Below are 17,473 nucleotides of genomic sequence, written 5' to 3' on the forward strand. Positions count from 1 at the left end.
TAAATTGTATTTATTTTAAATAATTTATTTTACAGTCGGACGACTGATATTTTCATAAAAAAATAAACACCTATACAATTAACACTAAATTAGAATTCTCATTATTTGCAGTCAATGATAATTGACTGGAAATATTTAAAGTGTAGAAACTAGAAGTTGTCTTTTGCCTTAATTTTTCGTTGCGCTTCCAAAACGCATAGTAACTTAAAAACTTCTTGATAAAAAAGTTACGACCGAAAAAATATAAATTTTTCAAATTTAATTAAAAATAACGCAACAAAATTATATAAAAAATCAATACCATTTTAAAAAAATAAAAATTATCGTGTAAAAACTAATTCTTTTTCACTTGAAAGGTTAGCATCAAAACCATAACCTTCTAAATTAAAACCTTTTAACCCCTCAATTGTTTCAATATTATTATCAATTATATAACGCACCATTAGCCCTCTGGCTTTTTTTGCAAAAAAGCTAATCATCTTAAGTTTACCATCTTTGTAGTCTTTAAAAACTGGAGTAATTACAGGGACTTTAAGCAATTTTGGTTTTATAACTTTAAAATACTCATTACTTGCTAAATTAACAAAAAGTTCATCATTTTCTAACTCAGAATTAAGTGCATCTGTAACTTTTTTATCCCAAAATTGATATAAATTGTCTTTTCTGCCTACTTTTAGTTTTGTTCCCATTTCTAAACGATACGGTTGCATTAAATCTAATGGTTTTAAAATACCATATTGACCGGAAAGTATTCTTAATTTGTTTTGAAGTTCCTCTAATTTTTCCAGCGGAAGTGTATACACATCTAATCCATTATAGACTTCACCATTAAAAGCATAAACTGCCTGACGTGAGTTTTCTAAAGAAAACGGTAATTGCCATTCCTGATTTCTTTGCCAATTTAAGTCGGCTAATTTTGGAGAAATACTCATGAGTTTAGATAAAACTTTTGGCGATTTCTTTTTTAAAACATTACTCAGCTTTTCTGCCTCATTTAAAAAAATTCCTTCTGTAAATTGGGTCGTAGGAACCGTTGTTTCAAAATCTAATGATTTGGCTGGTGATATTACTATTTTCATTTTTATATTATTCTATTTAACAAAATTAAGCTATTTCAATAATTTTTCCGTTTACATATTCAAAATTATAATTGCCCTTAATAATAAAATCTGACACATAGATTTCATCATCTGTTGGAAACCATTTTTTAACACTTTTATTTACCAAAATAAATAAGCCTTCTTCATTTCCAATAGCACAAAAACGTTCAAAACTACCATCAAAAATATCAATACTTTTAATAGTGTTTATAGAATTATATATCGATTTAATATCGCTTGTACCAATTCCTATTTCACTTATATTTAAAATTGAATTTGATGAAAATGCTTCTTCACTATTTATTTTCAATTCTTTTCTTGAAATAAACTCTAAAATATTGTTATCAGCATCATAAAAATACAATGCTTTTGCATTCCAATGTTCAAATTCTATAATTTCATTGTCGCCAAATGGCAATAAATCAACTCGTTGCTTTAACCAATTTAAAGCTCGATTTTCTCTATTTAATGGTATATTAAAAGCAATATGATAAGGTGTACAATTTTCGCGAAATTTAAAAGTAAGTTTACTACATCCTACTTTTAAACTAAAACTTTTTGAAGTTTGTTTTACAAGTTCTAATTCTAAAACATTGGTGTAAAATTCCAATTGTTTATTTAAATTATTGGTAAATAATATGAGTTCTTTAATCTTCATTACAAAGTAAAATTACTATAATTAAGTATTAATAAATAGTAATTGCAATACATTAAAATTATATTTAAATAATTAAAACCTATTATAGAGAATCAATATATTGTTGCATATTATTAAGAAGTACTCCAACGTGAAAACCATCTACCAATGCGTGGTGAACTTCCACAGAAAAAGGGATTTTTTTTATTTCATTTTCTGTAAACAGTTTTCCATATACAATTTTTGGAATTCCTTTACCTGCTTCATCTCCTTTTCTTGCGTGTTTTATACTTGTAAAAGAAATCCAAGGCAAGGTTGAACAGTGAACAATAGCAAGTTCGTTTTCTTGAGGGTCAAATTTTACGCCTTTTTTATGATTTTCAATTACTTGTTTACCAATAGTATCAAACTCAAAAATTGTTGATTGATATGTAAAATCGCAAAATGAAAAGGTGTCATCATCATTTAGGACTGTTGAACCAATGTTAACACTATCAAACTGATAAATTCCATCGCTTTTAATTCGCAATTTAAATTCTAAAATTTCATTTATGCATTTTATTGCCACATATAAACAGGCCAATGAGAATGATAAATTGTGTTTTTTACAATAATCATAAAGGTTTGTAACTTCTAAATTGGAAGTTATATTAAAAAAAGGATCTTCATATGTTTTAAAAAACTCGTATTGCTGTTTTCGTTTCCAATTTTCAATATCTAATGCTTTCATTTATTTTATGCTAAAAGGGAAATTTTAAGACCCAAAAATACAACGAAAAAAGTAAATACCTGACAGTTAAATTATTTAGTTTACTATTAAATATCATAAAATCAATTCAAATTACAATATTTATTTGGAGTATGTCCAACACGAGTTTTGAACAACCTTATAAAATGCTGCGGGTATTTAAATCCTAATTCAAAAGGAATTTCATTGATAGATTTATTAGAAATAAATAGTTTATTTTTAGCCTCATCAATAATTTTGTTTTGTATATATTCTTGTGCAGATTTTCCTGTTTCATTCTTTGTGAAATCACCAAAATAATTAGGCGATAAACAAAGCTTATCAGCAAAATAAGCTACGGAAGGCAAACCTATAGTTTCTGTTCCATCAGATAAAAAATAGTCTTTTAAAAATTCGCCAAAGCTTTCTAAAAATCTTTTATTTACATTCTCTCGGGCAATAAATTCATGGTCATAGAATCGCAAACTATAATTTAAAAACAACTCTATATTTGATACAATTAATTGTTTACTATGCTTATCAATTGATTGTTCCAATTCATATTCAATTTTAGAAAAGCAATCGAACAGCAACTTTCTTTCCCGTTCCGAAAGATGCAAAGCTTCACTGGTGTTATAGCCAAAAAATTTATAATTATGAATTTTTTAGGTTCCATATCAGTAAAATTGGTATTAAAAACAGTAATTGGTATACCAAAAAGCTCATGCAAAATCTTGACATTTGTTATATTAGAAAAAATTCAACGAAGTATTTACATAATTAAAATTTTAAGCAGATGAAAAATCAGAAAGAACCACAAAAGTCCACTGAACAAGAAAAAAAGGGAAATAATCGTAGAGATTTTTTAAAATCTGGGGTTCTAGCAGGTGCTGGTTTAGCTGTTGGTACCATTGCATTTGCAAGTTGTAAAGACGAAAAAGAAATTCAAGAAAAAAGAAAACAACCACAGAATAGCAGCAAGCGTAAATTGGGTACTTTGGAAGTTTCAGCTCTTGGTTTAGGCGGACTGCCAGTTAATGGTTTTTATGGAGGTGGAATAAGAGAACAGAAGCATGTAAATAAACTTTACCAAGGAGCATATGAAAATGGCTTAACTTTTTTTGATACCGCAGAAGTTTATGGTCCGTTGACAAATGAAAATCAAGTTGGAGCAGCTGTTAAACCTTTTAGAAAAGATGTAGTTATTGCTACAAAGTTTGGTTTTAATGTTGATCAGGTTACTGGTGAAAGAAAAGGTATTGATAGCAGGCCCGAAACTATTCGTAGCGCTGTTGAAGGTTCTCTTAAACGTTTAAGAACCGATTATATAGACCTATTATATCAACACAGAGTTGATCCAAATGTACCTATTGAAGACGTAGCTGGAACCGTTAAAGATTTGATACAAGAAGGAAAAGTTTTAAATTGGGGTTTATCTGAACCAGGTTTAAACACTATCCGTAGGGCTCACGCTGTACATCCTTTATCAGCAATTCAAAATGAATATTCGCTTTGGACTCGTGACTCGGAAGCTGAAGTGCTGCCACTTTGCGAAGAATTGGGAATAGGTTTTGTTCCATGGTGTCCGCTTGGATATGGCTTTTTCGCAGGAGCAATTAATGAAAATACACGATTTTCTCAAGGTGATTTCCGAACTATTTTACCTAGAACTACACCAGAAAACCTAAAACAAAATTTACAACTATTATATTTTGTTAAAGAATGGGGACTTCGTAAAAATGCAACACCTGCTCAAATATCATTAGCTTGGTTGCAAGCTCATAAGCCTTGGATTGTACCAATTCCAGGCACTTCTAAATTGGTGCATTTAAAAGAAAACTTAAGAGCCAATAACATTAATTTTACACCTGAGGAGCTAAATGAATTTCATACGGAATTATCAAAAATTCAGGTAGCTGGAGCTAAAAATATTCAACCAATAGTTGACGATATGGGTGTTGAATCAGCTCCAAAAAAATAAATTTTATTCATTAAAAAATATAACTATTAAAATACTTAAATGATGAAGCAACTAGTTTTTATTCTATTCATATTATTTGTTACACTAACTCCTAAAGCAATCGCACAAGAAAAAATCAATACTAATTTAAAGCAAGAAATAATAAATCTTTCAAAAGATAAGTGGGATTGGATGGCAGAGAAAAATGCTGATACGCTAGATAAACTCTTCCACGAAAAATCTGTTTTTGTTCATATGGGAGGTTCTTGGGGAAAAGATCAGGAGCTTAATATTATAAAAAGCGGTGGAATTTGGTACAAAAAAGCAGATATCCATGAAGTGTCAATTGAGATTATTCGAGACACAGCCATTCTTTTGAATAGAATCAATTTGTTGGCGGAAGTTGGCGGAAATGAAGTAACAAACCCATTTATGGTTACGGAAGTATATATCAAAGAAAATGGCTCTTGGAAATTAGGTTCTCTTTCTTTTACAAAATTATTAGGTGAACATTAAAAGTTTATTTCACTTAATAGTTTATTAATAATTTTAATGAATTATTTAGTTTGCTTCTTAGCTTAAAAAAATTGAAATTCGATTATCAAACTACAAACTCAATTAAAACCAATTTTATTTAACCGTTTGGTGATAATAAAAGCCTTCTTTTTTCGTTGAAAAAATATTGAACCTTTAATAAATAGAAATTATGAAAACAATAAATTTAAAACTGGTCTTTTTATTAATTTTAGGAATAAGTTTGTTCAATTATTCTTGTTCATCAGATGATGACAATTCCAACAATTCATCAACTCTAAACGAAATTAAAACGAACATTGAATCGGGAACTTGGAGAATAACTAGCTTTATCGACTCTGGAACTGATGAGACAAATTATTTTACTGGCTACAACTTTACTTTTAATAGTTCTGGTGTTCTTAATGCAAATAATGGAACGAATAATTATAATGGTACATGGAGCATTACGGATAGCAGTAGCGATGATGATAGTCAAGATGATTTGGATTTCAACATTAATTTTAATCTTACCAATGATTTTGAAGATTTAAATGATGATTGGGATTTTATTTCACAAACAGCTACCAAAATTGAATTAATTGACATTAGTGATGGAAATAGTGGAACAGATTATCTAACTTTTGAGAAAAACTAAATTACTGCCACCAACAATGGCTATAAATGCAACCCTAAAAACCCTTCCTTCTAGTTCAAAGTATAAGTTCTCCACTTCTCCAAACAATAAAATTAGTTTCGTTGCATTTTAAAATCAAGATTTAACTAAATTATAATTCTTCAAAATTAACAGTCAAATACTATTATTTTTCCTTTAAGTGATTCTCTATATCACTAATATGAAATTTAAGTGCTTGAGCAGAAATTTGAATTTCTTTTATTAAAAGAATTAAAGAGATTATTAGTAATATCAATGCAATTCCAAATACCCAAACAGCAATAATCTGTTGATGTATGTAGATAAGAAACATCGTTAATACACATAAAAGCAAACTTGAAATTCCAAATATCTGCATCCAACGAGTGAGGTTAATTCGTAATTTTAGGTTTTTAATTTGATGAATTAAAGACTTGTCATTATTTTTCAAATATTCACTATGCAAATTTCTTATAACTGCGGCATAAGCTAAAAATCTATTGGTATAGGCAAGCATTATTAATGATATTGCCGAAAACAAAAGTGCCGGTGTAGTTAGCGTAAGTTCTTCCATAAATAGTTACTCTAATGCTCTTCCTTTTGGTTTACCGTATAGTTTCTCCACTTCTCCAAACAATCTAACATGTCTTGAGGAATTTCAGAATTAAAACGTAAAAATTCTTTTGTAATTGGATGCTCAAAACCTAAGGTTTTAGCGTGTAGTGCCTGTCTTGGTAATACTTTAAAACAATTGTCTACAAACTGCTTGTATTTAGTAAAAGTTGTTCCTTTTAATACAGCATCGCCACCATAACGTTCATCATTAAAAAGTGTGTGCCCAATATGCTTAAAATGTGCTCTAATTTGGTGCGTTCTTCCAGTTTCTAATTTACATTGTACAAGCGTTACATAGCTAAAACGCTCAATAACTTTATAATGTGTAACTGCGTGTTTTCCAAAATCTCCTTCAGGAAAAACATTCATTTGTAGTCTGTTTTTTAAACTTCTGCCAATATTTCCTTCAATAGTTCCTTCGTCTTCTTTAACATTTCCCCAAACAATTGCGTAATACAAACGCTCTGTTGTTCTATCATAAAATTGTTTCGATAAATGTGCCATTGCAAATTCAGTTTTTGCAACAACTAACAATCCACTGGTATCTTTATCAATTCTATGAACCAATCCCGGACGTTCATTAGAATTGGTTGGTAAGTTTTCTATATGATAAATTAAGCCATTTACTAAGGTTCCGCTATAATTTCCATGACCTGGGTGCACCACCATTCCGGCAGGTTTATTTACCACCATAACCTGGTCATCTTCAAATAAAATATCCAAAGGAATATCTTCTGCTACCAGCAAATTTTCGTGCGGTGGATGTGCTAAAACAATTCTAACAACATCGTTTGGTTTTACCTTGTAATTGGATTTTACAGCAACATCATTAACAAGTATATTTCCTGCTTTTGCTGCCTGCTGAATTTTATTACGTGTAGCATTTTCAATAAAATTCATTAAAAATTTATCAACACGCAAAGGTTCCTGTCCAGGTTTTGCAATACAATTAAAATGTTCGTAAAACTCTTCGTTTTCTAATTCTTCAGCACTCATTATTAATTTTTGTCAGAAGATTGTGAATATCTGCCACTTCCATTACCATCTCCTAATTTTAAGGTAATTACAGAGTTTTTAGGAATTTCGTCTCCAGCTTTTAACGTTTTTCCATCAAATAATAATCCTCTAACCACATCTTTGGCAATATCAGATACATAAATATATTTGGAATCAATTCTAAAACCAATAGCTCTTAATTGAGAAGTAACCTGTCTTTTAGTTTTTCCTAAAACATTTGGCACTTCAATACTTCTATATCCAGATGGATTTAAGGTTAAGTATATTTTTCTATTTTCTTTTACAAAATCTCCTGCTTCCGGATCTTGATCAATCACCGATTTTTTAGGATATTCTGGATTGTAACTTGCTGAATCTATTACCACCAACTTTAAATCTAATTCTTCCAATGTTTTTTCAACTTCACTTAAACTCATTTTTTCTAAACTTGGAACTTCAATTTTTTGATCGTGGTTTGTTGAAATATTTAACCATTTCATAACCACAAAAGCAAACACAACTAAACCAACAACTGCAAATAACAATTGCTTTAAAAATGTTTTTGATTTAATAAACTGAATAAGACTCATTTTTTTCTTTTTATTGAATTTTGGCAAAGATACTTTATAAATACCAACTTACAAATTACAATATCCATTCTAAATTATTACATTTTTAATAATCTAAATAAGAATTTATGTAAGTTTGTATTATTACATATAAACTTAAAATGAAAAAAAATATTGCCATAATTATGGGTGGCTATTCTTCGGAAGTAGAAATTTCTTTGAAGAGTGGGAATGTTGCTTATCAAAACATTGCAAAAGACCAATACAATTGCTATAAAATTCATATTCTAAAAAATAAATGGGTACTTGTTGATGACAACAACAATGAATATCCAATAAATAAGCACGATTTTTCAGCTGAAATAAATGGCAATAAAATAACTTTTGATTGTGTTTTTAACGCAATTCACGGTAACCCGGGAGAAAACGGAACCATTTTAGCCTATTTTGATTTAATTGGATTAAAACATACTTCTGCCCCATTTTACCAAATGGCTTTAACATTTAATAAACGAGATTGTTTAAGTGTTGTTAAGGAATATGGCATAAAAACTGCAACTTCTTTTTATCTTAATAAAGGAGATAAAATTAATCTTGACGAAATTATTAAAAAAGTAGGATTGCCTTGTTTTGTAAAACCAAACAATGCGGGTTCTAGTTTTGGAATTTCTAAAGCTAAAACTAAAGCAGCAATGCTTCCTGCTATTGAAAAAGCCTTTAAAGAAGATACTGAAATTTTAATTGAGTCTTTTTTAGACGGACCGGAAATTACTATTGGCGTTCTTAATTATGAAGGGAAAACGAAAGTTTTACCAATGACAGAAATTGTAACTGACAACGATTTTTTTGATTATGAAGCCAAATATTTAGGAAAGTCGGACGAAATTACACCTGCAAGAATTTCAGATGCAACACATAAAAAATTAGAAAAAGTAGCTAAAAAAGTTTATCGGGTTTTAAATATGAGTGGTTTTACACGATCAGAATATATTTTGGTAAATGATGAACCGTATTTCTTAGAAATGAATACTGTACCCGGTTTAACTAACGAAAGTATTATTCCTCAACAAGCAGCTGAAGCAGGTATTAGTTTACAAGAACTTTTTCATAACGCCATAAATATGGCTTTAAAAAACTAACTATGAGAAGAGCAATTTTCCCTGGATCGTTTGATCCTATTACTTTAGGTCACGTAGATATTGTAAATAGAGCTTTGCCTTTATTTGATGAAATTATAATTGCTATTGGAATTAATGCCGATAAAAAATATATGTTTTCATTAGAAGAACGTGTAAATTTTATTAAAGAAACTTATAAACATGAGCCTAAAATAAAAGTGCTTACTTATACTGGGTTAACTACCGATTTTTGTGAAAAAATAGATGTCGATTTTATTTTAAGAGGTTTAAGAAATCCAGCCGATTTTGAGTTTGAAAAAGCAATTGCTCAAACCAATAGAAAACTCACAAAAATTGAAACGGTATTTTTATTAACTTCTGCCGATACTGCTTTTATAAGTTCGAGTATTGTTAGAGATGTTTATAGACATGGCGGTGATATTAGCAAATTTGTTCCAAAAAGTGTTTTAAAAAAATAGGTTGACATTGTATGAAAAAATTAATACTGCTCCTTTTAATAATTAACTTTTCCTGTACAACTTCTGAAAAAAAACCGAATGCTGATTTTACTACAAAGTTTGAAAAATCTGAAGGAACTGAAACCACAACTTACATAGAAACTATTGAGTATTTTAAAGAATTAGCAAATTCATATCCAGAAATCTCACTCAGTGAAATTGGAGAAACCGACAGTGGAAACCCGCTAAATTTAGTAGTTTTTAATAGCTCAAAAGAATTCGATTTCAGTAAAATATCGAGCACTAAAAACACAATTTTAATAAACAATGCAATTCACCCTGGAGAATCTGATGGTGTTGATGCTACTATGTTGTTATTAAGAGATATAGTACAAGATAAAAATAAATTAGAACAATTTAAAAATATAGTAATTGCCGTTATTCCTATTTACAATATTGGTGGTACGCTTAATAGAAATAACCATTCCAGAGCCAACCAAAATGGCCCAAAAGAATATGGTTTTAGAGGAAATGCACGGAACTTTGATTTAAATCGTGATTTTATAAAAGCAGATACCAAAAACGCATTGTCTTTTTCTAAAATTTATCATTTGGTTCAGCCAGATATTTTTATTGATAACCACGTTAGTAATGGAGCAGATTATCAATATGGTATCACACATTTATTTACACAACACAATAAATTAGGAAATAATATAGGCAAGTTTTTAGAAAATGAAATGAGACCAAATATTGAAGCTTCATTACTAAAAAAAGACATTATTATTACACCTTATGTAAATGTTTGGGGAAAAACTCCTGAGGAAGGATTTAGTCAGTTTTTTGATTCCCCGCGTTATTCCAGCGGATATACAACACTCTTTAACACATTGGGCTTCATGGTAGAAACCCATATGCTAAAACCATACAAACAACGTGTTGAACAAACATATAGTTTTATGGAATCCACCTTAGAGTTTTTAGTTGAAAACGGAACCAAAATAAAAGAACTTCGAAACAGTGCAATTGCTGAAATTTTAGATAAAAAAACGTATCCAATTTCTTATGAACTTGATAGTGAAACTTTTTCAACACTTGAGTTTAAAGGTTATGAAGGAAGTTATATAGATAGCAAGGTTACCAATGGAAAGCGCTTGTTTTACGACAGAACTAAGCCTTATACAAAACCCGTTAAATATTACAATACGTTTAAAGTTACCAATGAAATTGAAATACCAAAAGCTTACATTTTAAAACAAGGATGGTGGAAAGTTTTAGAACGATTAAAAGCAAATAATATTAGGTATAAAACATTCTCAAAAGACACTACAATAAGTGTTCAAGTACAACACATAAAGGATTATAAAACCGTAACAAATCCTTATGAAAGTCATTATCCTCATTACAATACAACCGTTTCAACTTCAAAAAAATCTGTTACTTTTTTAAAGGGAGATAGTTACATTCCTGTAAATCAAAAAGGAGCTCGTTATATTATGGAAACTTTGGAAGCTTCGGCAACAGATTCATTTTTTAACTGGAATTTTTTCGATAGTATTTTACAACGAAAAGAAGGTTATTCTGCCTATGTTTTTGAAGACATTGCTGAAGAGTATTTAAACAACAATTTTGTACTTAAACTTAATTTTGATGAAAAAATGAAATCTGAAGAAGACTTTGCAAAAAATCCAAGAGAACAATTAGATTTTATTTATAAAAACTCCCCTTATTACGAACAAGCATATTTAAAACTGCCAGTTTATAAAGTTTTTTAAATCTCGTTTTAAATTAAGTAATTTAAATGTTTCGTCATTCTGAACTTAATTCAGAATCTAATTACTTTTCCTATCAATTAGAATGACAAGATACAACGAAATGATAATACGTGAGATTCTTCTCTATCGATCAGAATGACACAATCGCTTGTCATTCTGAATGAAATGAAGAATCTCATGCGGCTGATCTCAATAAATTTAACACTACCAATCTATTGGCATATAATCCTTTAAAAATTTTCCGCACCAATGTTTTCCAGTTTTAATTCCATCAAAAAGTGGATCTATAACTCTTGCGGCTCCATCAACAATATCCAAAGGTGGTTGAAAATCGTGAACCTCAACTTTTTTCTTTGACAATTCAATTGGATCTTCATCTGTAACCCAGCCAGTATCAACGGCATTCATATAAATACCTTTTTTGGCTAAAGAAGAAGCACTAGTATGTGTCATCATATTTAAAGCGGCTTTTGCCATATTGGTATGTGGATGGCGATCTTGTTTTTTAAAACGATGAAATTTCCCTTCCATAGCCGAAACATTAATAATATGCTTCATTCCTGTGTTTTCTTTCTTCATTATGTTTGAAAGTCGATTACACAATACAAAAGGAGCCACAGAATTTACCAACTGAACTTCAATCATTTCAGTAGTTTCAATTTCTCCGAGTTTTAAACGCCAACTGTTTGTTTTACGTAAATCAACTTGCTGCAAATCAACATCTAATTCACCTTCAGGAAAAACTTCACTCGTTTTTAAAGAATTGTCGAAACTATAAGGTATTTGTGATAATTTTGCCGAAGAACTTAACCCAATTCCGGGTTCTGGTCCGTGCCAGGTAACTGGCATATTCTTGTTTGGTGATGCACTTGAAGTTAAGGTTTTTAATTCATTCAAACATTCAAAGTGATCAGCCAAAACACTTTTTGCAGATTTTGGTAGTAAATCTAAATTCATCGTTTCATTTTCCATTAAATGATGATAAAAACCTGAAGGGCGACGAACTGTTTGCGCTGCATTATTTATTAAAATATCCAATCTTTTATAATGCTGCTCAATATAATTACAAAATATTTCAACACTTGGAATATGTCTTAAATCAAGTCCGTGAATTTTTAATCGGTCTCCCCATTTAGAGAAATCATCTTCTTTAGAAAAACGCAATGCTGAATCTACGGGAAAACGAGTGGTTGCAACTACAGTCGCTCCGGCACGCAACATCATTAAAGTAATATGGTATCCAATTTTTAAACGAGAACCTGTAATTACAGCTACTTGCCCAGTTAAATCTGCCGATTGAAAACGTTTTGCATAATTAAAATCACCACATTCTGTACACATCGTATCATAAAAATGATGCAATTTGGTATAAATAGTTTTACATACGTAACAATTACGAGGCGATTCTAATTCAAGTTCTTTTTCTTGTTGTTTGGTAAGCGATATTAATTTTGGAGCTTCAAAAATAGCTGCTTCACGAGCACTTCTAATTCCAGTTTCCTTACGAGCGTGACGATCTCTGGCAATCATTTTTCTCTTTGCCGTTTTCTTAGCATCCTTCTTCCATTTAGCAAAATCATCTTTATTTGGTCTTGATAATAAGCCAGCAGCCTTCAATAAAGCAACTCTTTTTTCTTCAGAAAGTTCAAAAATCTGACCTCCATTACCAACTAACTTTTCAAGCGTAGCAATACATTCATCTATTTCAGCTTCCCCAACTTTATCATTTTCCAAATCACTCATTTTCTTTATTTTAAGGCTGCAAATATACTTTATAAAATGTAGCAGCAATTAATTTATTGAAATATGTACTTTTACCAAGCTAATGGATTTAAATACAAAAGACATACAATTACAATATGAAGGTTTTTTAAACACGCCTTTTTTATGGAATTCTGATGCCGTTTTTGACTTAAAACAATTTGAATTTCTGAAAGAAAATTCTGCAACATTTAATAATGGAATTGTAAAAAATTTACGCTTAGGAAAACGTGTTGAACGTTTTGTAATGCACGAATTAATTCAGAAAAAAAACATTAATATTTTAGCAGAAAATATTCAAATTCAAAATGGAAAAACCACCGTTGGCGAAATTGATTGCATTTTAACCGAAAACGAACACCCATTTCATTTAGAAATAATTTATAAGTTTTATTTATATGATGAAACCTTTGGAACCACCGAAATAGAACATTGGATTGGCCCAAACAGAAATGATAATTTGGTTAAAAAATTAACTAAATTAAAAAACAAACAATTACCACTACTATATAATTCATTTACAAATCCCCTGTTAAAAAAAATTAACTTAAAATCGGAAAATATAGCGCAACGGGTTTATTTTAAAGCACAACTTTTTGTGCCACTTTCATTAAAAAACAACTCTTTTGACTTGATAAATAATGAATGTATTCAAGGATTTTATATTCATTTTAATGAATTAAAACAGTTTTCAGATTGTAAATTTTTCATACCTTCAAAAATAAACTGGCTACAAGCAGTTCAAACGCAAACCAGATGGTTAACCTACAATTTATTTTTAACAAAAGTTGAAGATCTTATTAAACAAGAAACTGCACCTTTATGCTGGATTAAGTATCCAAATGGAGAAGTTCAAAAGTTTTTTGTTGTTTGGTGGTAAAAATTTATCTCAAGATTCCCATAGTTTTAGCTATTTTAGCAAAAAATCAAATTAAAATATAAATGCTTAACTATACTACTTATCTTCATAAAACAGCCACCGAATGGGTTACTTTTGTACATGGTGCTGGTGGAAGTTCGTCTATTTGGTTTAAGCAAATACGCAGTTTTAGTACAAATTTTAACGTATTAGTTTTAGATTTACGAGGTCATGGAAATAGCAAAACCAAAATTAAAGATGCCTTTTCTGAAAAATACACTTTCGACTCTATAACTCATGATATTGTTGAAGTTATTGATCATTTAAAAATAAAAACCTCGCATTTTACAGGTATTTCATTAGGAACCATTCTTATTAGAAATTTGGCAGAAAAATATCCTGAACGTGTTAAAAGCATGATTATGGGAGGAGCAATTATGAAATTGAACTTTAAATCTCAATTACTAATGCGTATTGGTGTTTTATTTAAATCTATTGTTCCCTATTTAGTTTTGTACAAATTATTTGCCTTTATTATTATGCCTCGAAAAAACCATAAAAAATCACGTTTGATTTTTGTAAATGAGGCCAAAAAATTATATCAAAAAGAATTTGTTCGTTGGTTTAAATTAACTGCAGAAATAAACCCATTATTACGTTTTTTTAGAGAAACCGAAATTAATATTCCAACATTGTATATTATGGGTGAAGAGGACCATTTATTTTTGCCAGCTATAAAAATAATAGTTTTAAAGCATGTACAATCTTCGTTATTAATTATTAAAAATAGCGGTCATGTGGTTAATATTGAGCAATCAGAAACATTCAATAAAAAATCTATTCAATTTATTAACAATCAATAATTTATTCCTAACCAATTTAATTTTTAATAAAGAATTTCAAAAGAGGTTTAGATAATTAATAGAACTAAAAAAAGAGACTATTTTTAAAAAAAAAGTCTCTTTTTTAACTTTTATTTTAAAATTATTAGAATTGCAAATCCACAACTAAATCGAATTCATCATAAATAGCTTTGTCTTTCAAATCATCAAAGAAATTGCTTGAACCGTATTTTATATCATATTTAGTTCTGTCAATTTTTAATGATGCAGTCGCTTTATTTCCATAAATTGAAATCTCAAATGTAATTGGGTTTGTTTTTCCTTTAATTGTTAAATCTCCGGTTACAACATATGAGTTTTTCCCTTTTGCATTGACACTAGTGAAGACTAATGTTGATGAAGGAAAATTTTCAATTCCAAAGAAATCATCAGATTTTAAATGACCTTCTAACTTTCCTTTGTATTCACCTTCCATATCTGTATTTACAATTGTTGTCATATCAATTACAAATTCTCCTCCGGATAAAGCATTTTCTTCAAAATTTAATGAGCCTGATTTTAAATTAATCGTTCCTTCATGAGACCCTGTTACTTTATAACCTTTCCAAACAACTGTGCTGTTTTCTGTTTTAATTATCTTTTTTTCTGTTACTATCTTAGTAAAGGATAATGTAATAATTGCAACTAATGCTACTAATGTTAAAGTTTTAATCGTGTTTTTCATTTTTTTTAGTTTTGATTTATTGTACAAAAATACGTACTTTTGGTATACAATAATAACTAGTATACTTTAGTATATCGATATACTAAAGTATACCATACAGATTTAATTATGAAAGAAGAAATACAATTAGAAACCATAAAGAGGTGTTCAAGTCAATATATACTTGCCCTTAATGATACTTTAAATGTAATAAATGGCAAATGGAAACTGCCGATTATTGGAATATTACTATATGGAAAAAAGCGTTTCAAGGAGTTACAAAGGGAAATCACAAAAATAACACCTCGAATGCTTTCAAAAGAGTTGAAAGATTTAGAAAATAACGGAATTGTTAAAAGAACTGTTTATGATACGACACCAGTTATGGTTGAATATGAACTAACAGAATCTGGTAAAACCTTTAATAGAGTATTAGACACCATGGTTGAATGGGGTATTGAACACCGCGAAAATATTTTGCATAAATAACTTATTTAAGCCCTTTTATTATCTACAAATTGAGTTGCAATAAAAAGCATCCCTAGGGATGCTCCTTTTTCTTTCCTTTTAAAGCAAAAGCTGCTGGTTAATAACCAACAAACATATTTTAAAATTATTTAGGCCATTTAATAGTATCATCATCTATAAATAATGGAGACCATTGCACTTCATCACAAACCCCATTTGTTAACCAAAAATTAATTGATTTCTCATCAACTTCAATCACTTTATGATCTTCGTTATCACTGTCAGAACAATCTTCTAAATTAAGATACCCTAAATCAATTTCGTCCAATTCGTCCATCAGTTTTTTCTCTTTTAAACCAACTACTGAAGTTTCTTCTAATTCATAAAAATCTGAAGTAACAGAAATCATCATTAATCTCCAGTTTTCAGCTTCATCAAAACTAATAGATAATTCCAGTTCATCATATTCCCAAGATTCAGTTGCATCATTTGGTTCTTCTGAATGCGAATATTTATCAATATACGAAGGTTCTCCTAGCATGGTTTTCACATCATCTCTGGTCATTCCAAATTTAAGAGGACCTAGTCCATAACCGGGTTTTATTTCTTTTAATTCTTTTAACATTTTTAAATATAATTAGTAATATAATAACAAATATAGATTTTAATTCAATATTAAATTGCAGTTAATAAAAGTTTAATAATTAACCTTTTGCAAGTTTTCGTAACGCTACCCACTGTCTAAACATATCTCTGGAATCCGTGGCTGGATATCCAACAACAGATTTTCCGGCAGCAACATCATTCATTACTCCAGAACCTCCACCAACTACTGCACCTGCGTGAATTGTTAAATGGTCTTTTATTGAAGAACTTCCTCCAATAATTACACCATCTCCTAAAGTTACTGAGCCAGCTAAACCACTGCTTCCAGCCATTATACACGATCTACCTAAAACACAATTATGTGCTATTTGCACTAAATTATCTATTTTACAACCATCACCAAGAATTGTTGAACTAAACTTTCCACGATCTACTGTAGAACTCGCTCCAATTTCAACATAATTACCAATAATTACGTTGCCAATATGTGGTATTTTCACCAAACTTCTGCCGTCTTCACTTGGTCTATAACCAAAACCATCTGCTCCAATACTTACATTTGTATGAAAAATACAATTGCTACCAATTACACAACGTTCGCGAATTACAGTACCAGACCAAACCACCGTATTATTTCCAATAGTAGTTTCATCAAAAATGCTAACATTGGGATATAGAACAACTCCATCTCCTAAAACAACATCATTTCCAACATAACAATTTGCTCCGATTTTACAGCCTTCACCAATAATTGCTGATTCATGTACAACAGCTGTTGGATGAATATCTGTCTCAAATTTTGGCGGATCAGGATTAAATAACTCCAATATTTTTGCCATTGCCAAATCGGCATTTTTAACTCTTATAATTGCCCTATTTTCTCCAGGCTCAACAACTAAACTATCATTAATTATTGCAGCACAAGCTTTTGAAGTTTCCCATAAATTAACATATTTTCTATTTCCAATAAAACTAATTTGATTAGTTGTTGCTCTTTCCAATTGTTCTGGTCCATTAATTTTAAAAGTTGTATCTCCTACTATTTCACCCTTTAATATATCATTTATTTCTTTGATAGTAAATTCCTTCATTCCATAAAATTTGTTTTAGC

General features: G+C 29.7%; 20 protein-coding genes. 9 read left to right on the top strand and 11 right to left on the bottom strand.

Going from position 1 to position 17,473, the window contains the following annotated elements; genetic code table 11:
* Positions 1-320: 320 nt before the first annotated feature.
* The 4 genes from yaaA to CHB63_RS09850 all read right to left on the bottom strand — a co-directional run bounded on the left by yaaA (position 321) and on the right by CHB63_RS09850 (position 3,021).
* Positions 321-1,079 carry a peroxide stress protein YaaA gene (gene yaaA, locus CHB63_RS09835; protein ID WP_089378293.1) on the bottom strand — a complete coding sequence of 253 codons (759 nt, stop codon included), beginning with the start codon at positions 1,077-1,079 and terminating at the stop codon, positions 321-323.
* Between the two features lie 25 nt (positions 1,080-1,104).
* Complete coding sequence (locus CHB63_RS09840) at positions 1,105-1,758, bottom strand: VOC family protein (RefSeq protein WP_089378294.1); 654 nt, start codon at positions 1,756-1,758, stop codon at positions 1,105-1,107.
* 82 nt (positions 1,759-1,840) lie between these two features.
* Complete coding sequence (locus tag CHB63_RS09845) at positions 1,841-2,467, bottom strand: CatA-like O-acetyltransferase (RefSeq protein WP_089378295.1); 627 nt, start codon at positions 2,465-2,467, stop codon at positions 1,841-1,843.
* A gap of 101 nt (positions 2,468-2,568) precedes the next feature.
* Positions 2,569-3,021, bottom strand: a complete 453-nt coding sequence (locus tag CHB63_RS09850; RefSeq protein ID WP_245856890.1) for a helix-turn-helix domain-containing protein — start codon at positions 3,019-3,021, stop codon at positions 2,569-2,571.
* A gap of 239 nt (positions 3,022-3,260) precedes the next feature.
* Here CHB63_RS09850 and CHB63_RS09860 point away from each other — a divergent pair, with 239 nt between their 5' ends.
* The 3 genes from CHB63_RS09860 (at position 3,261) to CHB63_RS09870 (ending at position 5,595) form a co-directional block, all read left to right on the top strand.
* On the top strand, positions 3,261-4,445 hold the full coding sequence (locus tag CHB63_RS09860; protein ID WP_089378298.1) for an aldo/keto reductase: 1,185 nt from the start codon (positions 3,261-3,263) through the stop codon (positions 4,443-4,445).
* 39 nt (positions 4,446-4,484) lie between these two features.
* A complete protein-coding gene (locus CHB63_RS09865) occupies positions 4,485-4,940 on the top strand; it encodes a nuclear transport factor 2 family protein (RefSeq protein ID WP_245856892.1) in 456 nt (151 codons plus the stop codon).
* A gap of 190 nt (positions 4,941-5,130) precedes the next feature.
* The gene (locus tag CHB63_RS09870) at positions 5,131-5,595 is read left to right on the top strand and encodes a hypothetical protein (RefSeq protein ID WP_245856894.1); all 465 of its coding nucleotides are present in this window, start codon (positions 5,131-5,133) and stop codon (positions 5,593-5,595) included.
* Positions 5,596-5,758: 163 nt separating this feature from the next.
* Here CHB63_RS09870 and CHB63_RS09875 read toward each other — a convergent pair whose 3' ends face one another.
* Genes CHB63_RS09875 through CHB63_RS09885 form a run of 3 tightly spaced genes read right to left on the bottom strand, consistent with a single transcriptional unit; the run spans position 5,759 to position 7,793 of the window.
* Complete coding sequence (locus CHB63_RS09875) at positions 5,759-6,166, bottom strand: DUF2721 domain-containing protein (protein WP_089378299.1); 408 nt, start codon at positions 6,164-6,166, stop codon at positions 5,759-5,761.
* 11 nt (positions 6,167-6,177) lie between these two features.
* Positions 6,178-7,203, bottom strand: coding sequence for an RluA family pseudouridine synthase (locus CHB63_RS09880; RefSeq protein ID WP_089378300.1), 1,026 nt, complete (start codon positions 7,201-7,203; stop codon positions 6,178-6,180).
* Positions 7,204-7,205: 2 nt separating this feature from the next.
* Positions 7,206-7,793 carry a PASTA domain-containing protein gene (locus CHB63_RS09885; RefSeq protein ID WP_089378301.1) on the bottom strand — a complete coding sequence of 196 codons (588 nt, stop codon included), beginning with the start codon at positions 7,791-7,793 and terminating at the stop codon, positions 7,206-7,208.
* A 140-nt stretch (positions 7,794-7,933) separates the two neighbouring features.
* On the opposite strand from CHB63_RS09885, the gene CHB63_RS09890 reads away from it, so the two are divergent.
* From CHB63_RS09890 to CHB63_RS09900, 3 genes are read left to right on the top strand one after another with little or no spacing between them, the layout of a single operon-like run.
* A complete protein-coding gene (locus tag CHB63_RS09890; protein ID WP_089378302.1) occupies positions 7,934-8,911 on the top strand; it encodes a D-alanine--D-alanine ligase in 978 nt (325 codons plus the stop codon).
* A 2-nt stretch (positions 8,912-8,913) separates the two neighbouring features.
* Positions 8,914-9,369 (top strand): pantetheine-phosphate adenylyltransferase, encoded by a 456-nt coding sequence (coaD, locus tag CHB63_RS09895; protein ID WP_089378303.1) that lies wholly within the window; start codon positions 8,914-8,916, stop codon positions 9,367-9,369.
* A gap of 11 nt (positions 9,370-9,380) precedes the next feature.
* Positions 9,381-11,123 carry a M14 family metallopeptidase gene (locus CHB63_RS09900; protein ID WP_089378304.1) on the top strand — a complete coding sequence of 581 codons (1,743 nt, stop codon included), beginning with the start codon at positions 9,381-9,383 and terminating at the stop codon, positions 11,121-11,123.
* 204 nt (positions 11,124-11,327) lie between these two features.
* Here the strand turns inward: CHB63_RS09900 and CHB63_RS09905 are convergent, their stop codons facing one another.
* Positions 11,328-12,866, bottom strand: coding sequence for an SDR family oxidoreductase (locus tag CHB63_RS09905; RefSeq protein ID WP_089378305.1), 1,539 nt, complete (start codon positions 12,864-12,866; stop codon positions 11,328-11,330).
* Between the two features lie 82 nt (positions 12,867-12,948).
* On the opposite strand from CHB63_RS09905, the gene CHB63_RS09910 reads away from it, so the two are divergent.
* Together CHB63_RS09910 and CHB63_RS09915 are read left to right on the top strand one after the other, a co-directional pair.
* The gene (locus CHB63_RS09910) at positions 12,949-13,764 is read left to right on the top strand and encodes a DUF1853 family protein (RefSeq protein ID WP_089378306.1); all 816 of its coding nucleotides are present in this window, start codon (positions 12,949-12,951) and stop codon (positions 13,762-13,764) included.
* Positions 13,765-13,826: 62 nt separating this feature from the next.
* Positions 13,827-14,606 carry an alpha/beta fold hydrolase gene (locus CHB63_RS09915; protein WP_089378307.1) on the top strand — a complete coding sequence of 260 codons (780 nt, stop codon included), beginning with the start codon at positions 13,827-13,829 and terminating at the stop codon, positions 14,604-14,606.
* 124 nt (positions 14,607-14,730) lie between these two features.
* Here CHB63_RS09915 and CHB63_RS09920 read toward each other — a convergent pair whose 3' ends face one another.
* Positions 14,731-15,309 carry a YceI family protein gene (locus CHB63_RS09920; protein WP_089378308.1) on the bottom strand — a complete coding sequence of 193 codons (579 nt, stop codon included), beginning with the start codon at positions 15,307-15,309 and terminating at the stop codon, positions 14,731-14,733.
* A gap of 108 nt (positions 15,310-15,417) precedes the next feature.
* Between CHB63_RS09920 and CHB63_RS09925 the strand changes: the two genes are divergently transcribed.
* Positions 15,418-15,777, top strand: a complete 360-nt coding sequence (locus CHB63_RS09925; protein ID WP_089378309.1) for a winged helix-turn-helix transcriptional regulator — start codon at positions 15,418-15,420, stop codon at positions 15,775-15,777.
* Between the two features lie 124 nt (positions 15,778-15,901).
* Here the strand turns inward: CHB63_RS09925 and CHB63_RS09930 are convergent, their stop codons facing one another.
* Both CHB63_RS09930 and lpxD read right to left on the bottom strand, forming a co-directional pair.
* Positions 15,902-16,381 carry a hypothetical protein gene (locus CHB63_RS09930; protein WP_089378310.1) on the bottom strand — a complete coding sequence of 160 codons (480 nt, stop codon included), beginning with the start codon at positions 16,379-16,381 and terminating at the stop codon, positions 15,902-15,904.
* 79 nt (positions 16,382-16,460) lie between these two features.
* Positions 16,461-17,453 (bottom strand): UDP-3-O-(3-hydroxymyristoyl)glucosamine N-acyltransferase, encoded by a 993-nt coding sequence (gene lpxD, locus CHB63_RS09935; protein ID WP_089378311.1) that lies wholly within the window; start codon positions 17,451-17,453, stop codon positions 16,461-16,463.
* Positions 17,454-17,473: the final 20 nt, after the last annotated feature.

Source organism: Lutibacter flavus (assembly GCF_900188355.1).
Classification (GTDB): domain Bacteria; phylum Bacteroidota; class Bacteroidia; order Flavobacteriales; family Flavobacteriaceae; genus Lutibacter; species Lutibacter flavus.

Bases quoted from the DNA above. Each gene is read 5' to 3' on its own strand.
- lpxD (WP_089378311.1), bottom strand. From the start codon at position 17,453: ATGAAGGAATTTACTATCAAAGAAATAAATGATATATTAAAGGGTGAA.
- CHB63_RS09930 (WP_089378310.1), bottom strand. From the start codon at position 16,381: ATGTTAAAAGAATTAAAAGAAATAAAACCCGGTTATGGACTAGGTCCT.
- CHB63_RS09845 (WP_089378295.1), bottom strand. From the start codon at position 2,467: ATGAAAGCATTAGATATTGAAAATTGGAAACGAAAACAGCAATACGAG.
- CHB63_RS09915 (WP_089378307.1), top strand. From the start codon at position 13,827: ATGCTTAACTATACTACTTATCTTCATAAAACAGCCACCGAATGGGTT.
- CHB63_RS09870 (WP_245856894.1), top strand. From the start codon at position 5,131: ATGAAAACAATAAATTTAAAACTGGTCTTTTTATTAATTTTAGGAATA.
- yaaA (WP_089378293.1), bottom strand. From the start codon at position 1,079: ATGAAAATAGTAATATCACCAGCCAAATCATTAGATTTTGAAACAACG.
- CHB63_RS09880 (WP_089378300.1), bottom strand. From the start codon at position 7,203: ATGAGTGCTGAAGAATTAGAAAACGAAGAGTTTTACGAACATTTTAAT.
- CHB63_RS09900 (WP_089378304.1), top strand. From the start codon at position 9,381: ATGAAAAAATTAATACTGCTCCTTTTAATAATTAACTTTTCCTGTACA.
- CHB63_RS09925 (WP_089378309.1), top strand. From the start codon at position 15,418: ATGAAAGAAGAAATACAATTAGAAACCATAAAGAGGTGTTCAAGTCAA.
- CHB63_RS09910 (WP_089378306.1), top strand. From the start codon at position 12,949: ATGGATTTAAATACAAAAGACATACAATTACAATATGAAGGTTTTTTA.
- CHB63_RS09905 (WP_089378305.1), bottom strand. From the start codon at position 12,866: ATGAGTGATTTGGAAAATGATAAAGTTGGGGAAGCTGAAATAGATGAA.
- CHB63_RS09860 (WP_089378298.1), top strand. From the start codon at position 3,261: ATGAAAAATCAGAAAGAACCACAAAAGTCCACTGAACAAGAAAAAAAG.
- coaD (WP_089378303.1), top strand. From the start codon at position 8,914: ATGAGAAGAGCAATTTTCCCTGGATCGTTTGATCCTATTACTTTAGGT.
- CHB63_RS09920 (WP_089378308.1), bottom strand. From the start codon at position 15,309: ATGAAAAACACGATTAAAACTTTAACATTAGTAGCATTAGTTGCAATT.
- CHB63_RS09890 (WP_089378302.1), top strand. From the start codon at position 7,934: ATGAAAAAAAATATTGCCATAATTATGGGTGGCTATTCTTCGGAAGTA.
- CHB63_RS09885 (WP_089378301.1), bottom strand. From the start codon at position 7,793: ATGAGTCTTATTCAGTTTATTAAATCAAAAACATTTTTAAAGCAATTG.
- CHB63_RS09840 (WP_089378294.1), bottom strand. From the start codon at position 1,758: ATGAAGATTAAAGAACTCATATTATTTACCAATAATTTAAATAAACAA.
- CHB63_RS09875 (WP_089378299.1), bottom strand. From the start codon at position 6,166: ATGGAAGAACTTACGCTAACTACACCGGCACTTTTGTTTTCGGCAATA.
- CHB63_RS09865 (WP_245856892.1), top strand. From the start codon at position 4,485: ATGATGAAGCAACTAGTTTTTATTCTATTCATATTATTTGTTACACTA.